This window comes from Rhodococcus sp. NPDC057135 (assembly GCF_042670865.1).
Lineage (GTDB): Bacteria > Actinomycetota > Actinomycetes > Mycobacteriales > Mycobacteriaceae > Rhodococcus_F.
Map to the genome: position 1 here is coordinate 80,855 of NZ_JBHUUU010000021.1, position 12,441 is coordinate 93,295.

Consider the following 12,441-nt stretch of genomic DNA (forward strand, 5'->3'; position numbering starts at 1 on the left):
TGCCCGGCAACAGCTTGGTGGCGCTCGCGTCGCGGGCTTGCGGCTTGGTGGCTTGAAGTTGTCATGCCCGTTCGGAGTAACCCGAAAACATCGTGAGGAGCCGAGCCATCTCCGGTCCGATGACCGCCATGGCCGCAGGCTCGATCATCTCGTTGTGTCCGCATCCCACCGGTATGTCCAGGATCCGGCCGGTCACGAGCGGACCCCATTCCTGGGTCGACCTTTCGCGCGGAATCGTGTCGTCTCCTCCGGTTGCCGGGAAAATCACCAGGTCTCCTTCGTAGACCTGTGGAACGAACTGGTGCGTGATTCGCTGCGAGGTTTCGTACGCACGGGCAATCCGCTCGAGGTCCCGACCGTCGACCCCGGTCTCGGTCCCGACCGACTGGGTCAACACGGCCGCCGCCTCGTCGAAGGTCAGATCTTCGTCGGTCTCGACCTCGAGGCCGAGTCCTCTCAGCAGGTCCCGCACATCGAGGACGGCTGACGGCGCCGCATCGCCGTTGTCGGGGTAACTGTCCATCATCGTCAGTGTTGCGACTTCGCTGCCGGACGATTGCAATTCGACGGCCATGGCGTGCGCGATGACGCCACCGAGCGACCACCCGAGCAAGTCGTAGGGCCCTTCCGGCGACACGGCCTCCATCTCTTCGACGTAGCGATGCGCCAACTGTTCGATCGACTGATAGTCACCGTCGTCGCTGAGTGCGGGGAGCTGAAGGCCGTACACCGGTCGGTCCTCGGGCAGGTACCGCACCAGACCGGCATACCCCCAGGACAGGCCCATACCAGGATGCACACAGAACAGTGGTCGCCCACGTCCTTCTGCGCGCAGCGGAACAACCACGGAGAGAAACTCTTCCATGCCGGCGCTCACAGCCGGCAGGTCGAGGCGTCGAGCAATTCCGGCGGGTGTCGGGTCCAGGAACAGCCATTGAAGTGGAATCCTGCGTTGGAATCGGGAGTGCAGTGCGCTGACGATTCGGGTGGCAACCAGAGACGACCCGCCCAGATCGAAGAAGCTGTCCGCGGTGCTCACCCGGTCGACGCCAAGAATCTCGGCGAATGCGTCGACCACTGCGTGTTCGGTCTCGGTGACCGGTTCGCGGAACTCGGCTGCGTCCGAACTGAATTCGGGTGCCGGCAGAGCCTTCCGGTCGAGCTTACCCACCGGTGTCATCGGTATTCGTTCGAGAAGTACCACCGCCGACGGAACCATGTGCGCGGGTAGTCGGTCGGCCGCGTACACCCGTATCTCGTCGCCGTCCGGGGCTTCGCTGTCTCTGGCTACGCTGTCCGAAGATTCGGCATCCGACGCACGCACATACGACACCAGGACCGTTTCACCCGACGGCCCGACCTGGCCGATGGTGGCAGCGAAGTCCACGGACGGGTGTCGCGTGAGAACTGCATCGATTTCGCCGAGTTCGATCCGGAAACCGCGGATTTTCACCTGGAAGTCGCTGCGCCCGATGTACTCCAGCGTGTGATGTGACCCAATACTTGCACTGTTGTCATCATTGGTGCTGCTGTCATCACGTGCACTCTCGCCGCCGGACTCACGCCAGCGCACGACATCTCCGGTGCGGTACATCCGACGCCCCGGGGCCCCGTACAAGCAGGCCACAAATCGCTCCGACGTCAGTGACGCCCGATTGTGGTACCCACGTGCCATACCCGGGCCGATGATGTACAACTCCCCCGGCACACCGACCGGGACGGGTTGCAAACGCTCGTCCAGCACCAGGAAACCGAATCCCACTGCGGGCGAGCCGATGTTCACTCCTACCCCGGGTTTCATCGAATCACTGACGCTTGCCTGCACCATGGTTTCCGTCGGGCCGTACCCGTTGTGCAGCCTCCGACCCGGCGCCCACTGCGTGACCACCTCCGGCGGACAGTCCTCGCCCACCAGATCGAGGACACGAAGCGCCTCGAATCCGTTGTCACCGAGCGCCGCCAACGCAGTCGGCGTGATGGTGGCATGAGTGACCTGCTCGCGCCGGAAAACGTCTGCCAATTCGGCGCCACCGTACACCGACGGTGGAACGATCACGACCCGTGCGGACGCACTGAACGCCATGGTCAACTCGAAGATGGACGCGTCGAAACTCGGCGACGCCAACTGCGAGACATGCGCATCGTGCGTGACCTCGAACCTCTCTCGAGTCTCTGCCGTGAAGTTGGCCAGACCGCGATGAGTGATGTTCACTCCCTTGGGCTTTCCGGTAGACCCCGAGGTGTAGATCAGATAGGCAGGATGGTCGAGGCGCAATTCACCGGTTCGGTCGTCGTCGGTGATCGGTTCCGGCGACAACGCCGCCACCCGCTGCTCGAAGTCAGGATCGTCGAGTTCGAGCCAAGGAACCACGTCGGGTAGATGGGTTCGGCTTCCGCGAACCGTCAATCCGAGTGAGGCTCGGCAATCCGCGAGCATGTATTCGACGCGCCCACGCGGGTAGTCGGGATCGACGGGCACAAAAGCAGCTCCGGCTTTGGCCACCGACCAAATAGCCACCACCGACTCGATCGATCGTGGCATCCCCAACGCCACGAAGGTCTCCGGGCCCACACCCCGACCGCACAGTTCCCGGGCCACACGGTTCGACCACTCGTCCAGTTCGCGGTAGCTGATCTGCCGGTTCTCGAGTGACAGAGCCACCGAGTCCGGGTCGACCGCAGCAGCGGTCGTCAACAAGTCGGGCCATAGTTTCGGTGGTACTCCCGTCTGTCCACGCGCCGGCACCAACTCGCGAGTTTCGAGATCACCGAACAGCGCAATGTCACCGATGGCCGCTTCGGGATGCACAGTCACGGATTCGAGAACACGTACGAACATGTCGGCAAAGCTGCTGACCGTCCCTGGATCGAAGAGATCAGTGGCGAAGTCGACCGCGCCGCTCATCCCTCGGGGCGCTCCACTTTCGTCGAATTCCTCGGCCAGGAGGAATTCCAGGTCCACCTTCACGACGTCGAGTTGGGGGTCGATGCCGCGGACTTCCAACTCCGGCAGTTGCAGATTCGGCCGTTCGTTGTTCTGGAATTCCAGCGACACCGAGGTGATGGGAGCGTAGGCCGTCGACCGTTCAGGCCCGACCGCATCGACAACCCTCTCGAACGGAACCTCGGAATGCGCGAACGCCGCGAGGTCGACCTCGCGACAATGGCCCGCGAAGTCCCGGAACGACTGAGCCGAGTCCACTTGTGTACGCAGGGCAAGTGTTCCGACGAACATGCCGATCAGGTCATCGAGGACGCGGTCCCCTCGACCGGCGATCGGTGTCCCGATCACGACGTCGTCGGTGCTGCCGAGACGTGCCAGCAGTACTGCGAGCGCCGCGTGCACTGTCATGAATGCAGTGGACTGATGCTGCCTCGACAGCTCCTGGATACGGCGATGGAGGTCACGGCCGATCGAGAAGTGGATGCGCGAGCCGTGAAAAGTCTGCTGTGCGGGCCGGTCCCGATCGAGAGGAAGTTCCAGGAGGTCGGGTGCGCCCGAGAGTGTGCGTCGCCAGTAATCCAGCTGTTCGGAGATCACCGATACCGGGTTTTCGCCGGAACCCAGAAGCTCTCGCTGCCAGAGGGTGAAATCGGCGTACTGGATCACCAGAGGCGCCCATTGCGGTTCTTCGCCGCGTACGCGGGCCTCGTATGCCGTCATCACATCCCGCACCAACGGGGACATCGAGAAACCGTCGGCGGAGATGTGGTGCACCACAACCGCAAGTACGTGTTCGCGCTCGCCCATGGTGAACAACGCTGCGCGCATTGGGATTCGCGCTGCGACGTCAAACCCTGCCGAGACCATTCTGGCAAGCTCGCCGTGGAGGTGATGTTCGTCGGCAACAGGTGGTTCGGCCAACTGCGGCAGCGCCGTGCTGTCGGTGGGCACTATGTGCTGGAGCGGCCCGTCGCCGCGAACCGGGAACATCGTTCGTAGCGATTCGTGGCGGGCGATGACATCGGACACCGCTGCTCTCAACGCCGGCTTGTCGAGTTCCCCGGTCAGTCGCACCACGAGCGGGATGTTGTACGCGGGCGAACTGGTGTCCAGTTGATTGACGAACCACATTCGCTGCTGAGCAAACGACAACGGGATGTTTTCGGGTCGAGGGCGCGGCTCCGACACCGGGCGCCCCGACGGTCCAGCAACCGACTGTTCGATCACCGCAGCCAAGGCTGCTACCGTCGGCGCCTCGAACAGATCCCGCACGCCGACGGAGGCTTCCAGCACTGCCCGCAGCCTGGCCGCGACCGATGTAGCGCTGAGAGAATTTCCCCCGAGGTCGAAGAAGTTACCGTCGGCACCGACGCAGTCGAGGCCGAGCACCTCTGCAAACACGTTCGACACCGCCTGCTCGATCGGGCCGACCGGTGAACGAAAATCCTTTGCGGTCGTGTGGATCTCGGGACTGGGCAACGCCGAGCGGTCGAGTTTGCCGACGGCTGTCAGCGGAATGCTCTCCAGCACGACAACTGCGGCGGGCACCATGTGCGAAGGCAATCGCTCGGCCAGGGCATTAATCAAGACCCTGGTGTCCAATCGGCCCTCTGCCGGCACGACGTACGACACGAGCCGGGAGTCTCCCGCGGGGCCGCGGTGAGCAATGGTGACGGCAAACCCGACGTTCGTCTCCGCCATGAGCGCGCTGTCGATCTCACCCAGTTCGACACGGAAGCCCCGAATCTTGACTTGGAAGTCGGTGCGGCCGATGTATTCGATACGCGATTCGGCCGTCCATCGCACGATGTCTCCGGTGCGGTACATCCGCGTTCCCGGGTCACTCGGGTTGGCGACAAAGCGTTCTGCCGTCAATCCCGGCCTACAGTGGTATCCCCGCGCCACTCCAGGCCCGGCAAGGTACAGCTCGCCAGGCGCCCCGACGGGAACGGCTTGCAGCCGCGAATCGAGCACCAGTTCGCTTACACCCCTGATTGGTCCACCGATCGTGATGCGTTCACCAGCCGCCATCGGCGGGCTGACGTTGGACATGATCGTCGCCTCGGTCGGTCCGTAGGCGTTGTACAGCCTGCGGCCGGGCGCCCAGCGAGCGACAAGGTCGGGCGGGCAGGCTTCACCACCGAACACGACATCCGAAAGTTGCTCGAGCCCAGCTGGATCCACCGAAGCCAGTGCGGCGGTGGTGATGAACGCGTGGGTGACGGCGTGCTCGGCCAGAAGCTCCGCAAGCTCCTCGCCCCCGTACACCCCGGGCGAAGCGATCACCATGGCCGCGCCGGCGCCGAAAGCCTGCAGATACTCGAAGAGCGACCCGTCGAAACTCGGAGTGGAGAAGTGCAGTGTGCGCGATTGTGGTGTTGCACCGTAGCGTTCGACTTGGTCCCGCGCGAAATTGTCGAGGCCGCGATGAGTGACCACCACTCCCTTGGGCACGCCGGTCGACCCCGAGGTGTAAACGACGTAGGCCGCGGAATCCAACCCGATCGGACGGAGTCGGTCGCTGTCGGTCAGAGGGCGGCCCGAGAATCCTTCGCACTTCTCGGTGAAGTCCGGATCGTCGAGAATCAGCCACTCTGCGATATCGGGCAGCCGATCACGACATGCGGTAGTGGTCAATCCGACGCCGACGTTGGAATCGCTCAACATGTGGGTGATCCGCTCGTCAGGGTAGTTCGGATCGATCGGCACGAATGCAGCGCCTGTTTTGGCCACGGCGAGTATCGACAATACCGAGGTGAGAGAACGCGGAACACCGACTGCGACGTAGTCCTCGGCCCCCAGTCCTCGCGAGACGAGTACGCGAGCAATACGATTCGACAGGAAATCCAGCTCGCCATAGGTCATACTGCCGCTCGCCGACACAACAGCGAGTGCATCCGGATCCTGCTGAACTGCCGCGCCGAAGATCTCTGGAAAAATGCGGGTCGACCCACCAACCGCACCACGGACGGGCACCAGTTGGTCGCGTTCGATCTCCGTCAGTACCGACACCGCGGCCGACGATTGATCCGGATGGACACACGCTTCGAGCACGCGCCGCAGTCGGCCGGCGATGGACTCGATATCGCCTGAGTCGAAAACCTCGGGTAGATACTCGAACTTCAGCCGAAGCCTGGTATCGACCGACGCCACCAAACTGAGCGGATAGTGGGCAGCGTCCTTCGCCTCGACGCCGGCGATGCGGATCCCCGCGTTGTCCGTATCGGTCGACAGTCCTTGACGGTCGACGGGGTACGACTCGAAGACTGTCAACGTGTCGAAGCCGATCTCCGGCCCGGAGGCGTCTTGGATCTCGGAAAGTCCGAGATAGTGGTGATCCGACAACTCCGCCTGCTCAGACTGAATCCGCTGCAGGAGAGCGCCGACACTCTCACCCGGTCGCACCGTGATTCGGACCGGAATTGTGTTGATGAACAGCCCGATCATGGTTTCGATCCCGGTCAGCTCGGGAGGCCGACCCGACACAGTCGCTCCGAACACCACGTCGTCTCGCCCGGTCAGCGCCGAGAGGACGATCCCCCACGACGCCTGGACAATCGAATTGAACGTCAGCCCTCGGCTCCTCGCTACGCCGCGAAGTGTCGTCGTGAAATCCTCGTCCAGATCGAACACCCACTCGGCCGCCATGGTGGAGAGTCGACGCGACCGATCCTGCGGGGCTAGCAGCGTCGGTCCGTCAATTCCCTGCAGTGCCCTCGCCCACACCCCGCAGGAGGCTTCCCCGTCGCGACGGTTCATCCAGGTCAGGTAGTCGAGGTAGGGGCGTGCACGCGGCAACTCCGACGCCTCGCCGTCCGCAACGTACAGGGTCGCCAACTCCCTGATCAGAAGTGGCATCGACCAGCCGTCCAGAAGGATGTGGTGGTTGGTCAGCACAAGCTTGAACGTTTCCGGGGCAATCGCGATGAGCGTGAACCTGATCAGCGGCGCACGCGAGATGTCGAACGGGAGCGCTCGGTCCTGCGCCAGTACTTGCTCGAGATCCCGAGTTGACTTGGCAGCGAGGTCGACTGCCTGCCATGGCGCAGCCACTTTGCTTCGGACCACCTGGACGGCGCGGCCGTCCGCGTCGTGAAGGAAGGCGCTGCGCAAGTTTTCATGCCTGTCGAGCAGCGTATCGGCCGCGCGGCGAAGGCGTTCCGCATCGAGGTCGCCGACGAGGTCGAGGGTCACCTGCACGAGGTAGGCGTCGACGGACTCTTCGGCCAGTTCGGCATGGAACAGCAGGCCTGCTTGCAGTGGTGAGAGTGGCCAGACGTCGCGAAGGTCGTCGCACCGAATCTCGAGGTCGTCGATCGCATCCTGTCGAAGCTCGACCAGATCGAAATCCGAGGGTGTGAATCCGCCACCGTCCGCTGCGTACTCGCCGAGCCCGACGAGTGCGTCGACCCACAACTGCGCGAGGTGGCGGACGTCGTCCTCGCGCAGAATGTCCGGCGAATAGGTCCAGGCGGCAACGAGCTCCGGGCGGTCTGCAGTGTCGCTGCCCTCGATGATCATGATGTTGACCTCGAGGACAGCCGCCAGCGGCAGCTCGGTGACTGCGACTGCCCGCAGACCCTCGTCACGGATCGGTATCCATTCCGTAGAAGCATCGGCCTCGGATCCACCGACCCGTCCGAGGTAGTTGAAACTGATCTGTGGGGCAGAAAACTGCGAAAGCGACTGTGCTGTATCATCGTTCAGGTATCGAAGTAGGCCGTATCCGATGCCGCGTTCCGGTACTTCCCGGAGTTGTTCCTTGACAGTCTTGACAGCCAAGCCTGCAGCCGGACCGCCGGCGTAGGCATCACTCGGATCCACTCCGCTCAAATCGAGGCGCACCGGGAAAATCGACGTGAACCATCCGACGGTACGAGCAAGGTCAGCCCCCGGGACCACCGGTTCCTCGCGTCCGTGACCCTCGAGACTGATCAACGCCTCCGGAGCGTCGATCCCCCGCTCGCTCCGCCAGCGAACCAAAGCCATAGCCAACGCCGTCAACAATCCGTCCTCGACGCTCCCGTGAATCGCCTGCGGCACATCGGTCAACGCGGTTTCGGTCAAGGCCGGGGGTACCCGCATTTCGACGTCTGCTGCACTCACGCCGGTATCCGTCGTCGCCAAGGAGCGCGCGCCGAGCATCGGGTCCGGACCTCGCAGTGTGTCCCGCCAGTAGTCGAGTTCGGCAACCCGATCCGGCTCGTGCGCGGCGTCGACGAGGCCGCGCGCCCATCGACGCATCGACGTCCCGACCGGAGCCAGTGAAGGGTCGATGCCCGACTGCACCTGCGCACACGCGAGCGCAAGATCGGGGATCAGAATTCGCCAGGAGACCCCGTCCGTCACGAGGTGGTGGGCCACGAGAAGCAACCGCTTGCGCCCAGATCCGTCAGGTTCGAACAACACTGCTTGCACCATCACGCCGGCCCCCGGATCGAGCCGATCCAGAGCGGCGACAAGTGCCGTCGAGACCGTCTCGGCCACAGCGCCGTCGAGGTGCACGCGGTGCACGACTGTCGGCGACCTCACCGCGCCCGCAGGCTCGACGTCCATCCGCCCAACTGATTCGGGGTGGAGTGCGACCCGAAGGCCTGCTCGGAGGATGTCGTGATGGTCCAACACGGCCTGCATGGCCTGTGTCAACGTGTCCTCGTCGAGCGTGGCAGGAACCGAGAGCAAAACGGATTGGGAGTACCGGCGAAAATCTCCACCACGGGCAAGCATCCATTTGACGATCGGCGTCAATTCGATCTCACCGACGCCGCCGCCAGGTAATTCGTCGAGGACGACACGGTTGCCAGCCGTTCCGGCCGTCTCGGCCAGCGCTGCCACGGTTTTGCGCTCGAACACCTCGCGCGGTGTGATGAGAACTCCGGCAGACTTGGCGCGGCTCACCAACTGGATGGACATGATCGAATCGCCACCGAGGGTGAAGAACGAGTCGTCCACCCCTACCTCGTCGAGACCCAGAACCTCGGCGAAAAGGCTCGCAAGGATACTTTCCGTGTCCGAGACGGGAGAACGGCTCTCGGTTATCTGTTGCCCGAAGTCAGGTTCAGGCAACGCTTTCCGGTCGAGTTTCCCGTTCACCGTCAGTGGCAGGGCATCGAGAACCGTCACGACAGCGGGGACCATGTGTGCTGCCAACGTCGCCGAGAGGTCCTCGAGTAACGCCTTCGGAAAGATGGTCGCACCGGACTCCGGCACCACGTAGCCCACCAACCGGTCTCCGCGAACCTCCACCGCCGACTGCGCCACTCCCACTCCGCCGAGCAGAGCAGACTCCACCTCGCCGAGTTCGATCCGATAGCCCTTCACCTGCACCTGCATGTCATTGCGACCGAGGTACTCCAGTTGCCCGTCGTCATTCACGCGCCCCACGTCACCGGACCGGTACATGCGCGCACCGATGACTGTGAGGTCGGGAACGAAACGTGTGGCGGTGAGGACGAACCGGCCGAGGTATCCGCGTGAGACCTGGTCGCCGGAGACATACAGTTCACCCACGACGCCGGGCGGCACGGGGTGCAACCGCTGATCCAGCACGTACACACGCAACCCCGGCAGTGCCCGCCCGATCACCGAAGCAGATCCTTCACGCGCCAGTTCACGATCCAGCGGTAGGTGGCTGACGTGCACGGTTGTCTCCGTGATGCCGTACATGTTGACCAGATCCGGTGGCGAGGTCCCGCGTCGGGCGTACCAGCGCGTCAGCTGCCCGAAGTCGAGCGCCTCACCGCCGAAGATCACGTAACGCAATGACAGGTCCGCGCCCCCGGCACGCCGGTCGGCTTCCGCCAATTGATAGAAAGCGGTAGGCGTTTGATTGAGCACCGTGACACGTTCGTCCCGCAGCAATTCGAGGAATGCCTCGGGTGACCGTGCCGTGAAATAGTCGACCAGTACCAGTCGGCCTCCGCGTGCGAGTGCACCCCACATTTCCCACACCGAGAAGTCGAATGCCGCCGAATGAAACATCGTCCACACATCGCCGCGGTCGAATCCGAAGAGCGCTCGGGTGTTTGCCAGCAACGTCACGACGCTGCGATGAGGTACCTGCACCCCCTTCGGTCTCCCGGTGGATCCCGAGGTGTAAATCACGTAGGCCACCGAATCGGGCCGCAACGGTAGCGGCCTGTCTTCTTCGGTCACCGGCAGCGGTGAAAAACTCTGCAGCGCATCACGAATGTCGGTACTGTCCACGACGATCGTGGGCACCCCGTTGCGGCCGACTTCATCACTGCCGGCGGTGGTCGTCAGTACGCACACCGGCGCAGCGTCACGCAGCACGAAGCTCACCCGTTCGGGCGGAGACGTCAGGTCCACCGGTAGGTATCCACCGCCCGATTTCACCACCGCCAGCAGAGCCACAAGAAGTTCGAACGACGGGGTCATCGCCACTGCCACGAGTGTCTCTGGCACGACCCCCTGCGTCACCAGCAGTCGCGCGAGGCGGTTGGCTCGCTCGTCCAGTTCGCGGTAGGTCACCGACTGGCCGTCACAACGCACCGCCACGGCATCGCCCGAAGTGAGCACCGCTCGATCGAAGAGATCCGAGAGCGAATCATCATTCCTGTCGATAACCGAGGGAGGCGGCGCAACCAGCACCTCGCTACGTTCGCCGGTCAGAAGAATGTCGATGTCACCGACGATCGCAGACGGATCGTCGATCACGGCGTCGATCACCCTCCCGAAGCGCTGTGCAATTCGCTCCACTGATCCTTGATCGAAAACATCCGTGGCATAGCGGAAGCCGGCGCTGATCCCATCCGGAACGCCGCGCTCGTCGACCTGCTCCATCACACTCAGTTGCAGATCGAATTTTGCCACCTCGAGATCGAAGTCGAGCGAACGGATCGTCAACTCCGGTAGTTCGAGGCGCAGGCTCGTGGCGGTCTGGAATTCGAGCAATACCTGAAATAGGGGTGAATGCGCAGTGGAACGATCGGGCGCAAGAAAGTCCACCAGCTTTTCGAAGGGAATGTCCGCATGGTCCAGTGCGCCGAGATCTGTCGACCGCACTGCCGCAAGGGTGTCGGCAAAGGTTGCTCCGGATTCGACCGGCGTACGAAGAACCAGAGTATTGACAAACATCCCTACTACGTCGTCCAACACCGCTTCGCCGCGTCCCGCGACCGGCGTCCCGATCACAACGTCGCCTGACCCCGAGAGCCGTGCCAGCAGCACCGCAAGCACCGCGTGCACAACCATGAAAAGTGTCGAATCATGCTGGTGTGCAAGGCCGGTCAAAGCTCGATGTACTTCAGGTGAGATGCTCACCGAGACGACGGCACCTTCGGAAGAGCGCTTCGGCCTTCGAGGTCGATCAAGAGCGAGCGGTGAGACTTCAGGAATTCCCGACAGCGCCTCGGTCCAGTAGGTGAATTGTTCCGCGATCGACGTACCTGGACCACCTTCTGCGTCGATGATCCCCCTCTGCCACACGCTGTAATCAGCGTAGTGGATGGGCAGTGGCGCCCACCTCGGACTCTGATCCTGCGCACGGGATGTATAGGCGCGCATCAGGTCACGTGCCAGTGGCGTCATCGAGAAGCCGTCGGCCGCGATGTGGTGGACAACGATCGCAAGAACATGCTGCTCAGGTCCGATTCGGAGCAACCTCACGTGCAGCGGGAACTCCTCGGCCACATCGAATCCCACGTCGAAGAACCCATGCAGCGCCGCAAATATCTGCTCGCCGGCAATCGGTACGGGGTGGATCCGAGGGGCAGCGCGCGCTGGTTCGACAATCACCTGGTGCGGCCCGTCCGCGGAAGTCGGGAAGATCGTCCGAAGGGATTCATGCCGTTCCACCACATCGCCGAGCGCAACTTCGAGCGCTTCGAGATCGAGGAATCCGTCCAGTTGCAGGGCAACGGGAATGTTGTAGAGCGGAGATGAGGTGTCGAACTGGTTGAGGAACCACATACGCGACTGCGACAGAGACAGTGGAATGTGTTCTGGCCGTGCCATACCCGAGAGTCCAACCAGACCCGAACCTACAGGCCCCGATTCACCAAGTTTAGATTCGACCGGATCGATCGAGGCCGCCAGATCAGCTACCACCGGAGTGTCGAACAGCGCTTTGACCCCGAGTTTTATGTTCGACACGGTGTTGATGCGCGCTATGACGCGGGTAGCGCTGAGAGAGTCCCCGCCGAGCCCGAAGAAATTGTCATCGGCCCCCACCTGGTCGAGATCGAGTACGTCCGAGATCGCACGAGCGACCACATCTTCGTTTCGCGTGATCGGCGCGCGATATTCTGCTGCGTTGAAAGTTGTGTCCGGTAGGGCTTTTCGATCCAACTTCCCATGCACCGTCACCGGCAACCCATCCAACACCACCACCACCGACGGCACCATGAACCCCGGAAGAGACCTCCGCACCCCCTCCAACACCACCACCTCATCCACCACCACCCCCACCTCACCCACCACAAACCCCACCAAAAAATCCCCACCCACACCCGACCGCAACACCACCACCGCCCGAG

The 12,441-nt window shown here is 63.0% G+C and carries 1 protein-coding gene; it reads right to left on the reverse strand.

Translation table 11 applies throughout. From position 1 onward, the window contains the following. Positions 1 to 61: 61 nt before the first annotated feature. Positions 62 to 12,394, reverse strand: a complete 12,333-nt coding sequence (locus tag ACFT1A_RS28950; protein ID WP_378449803.1) for an amino acid adenylation domain-containing protein — start codon at positions 12,392 to 12,394, stop codon at positions 62 to 64. Between the last annotated feature and the right edge of the window lie 47 nt (positions 12,395 to 12,441).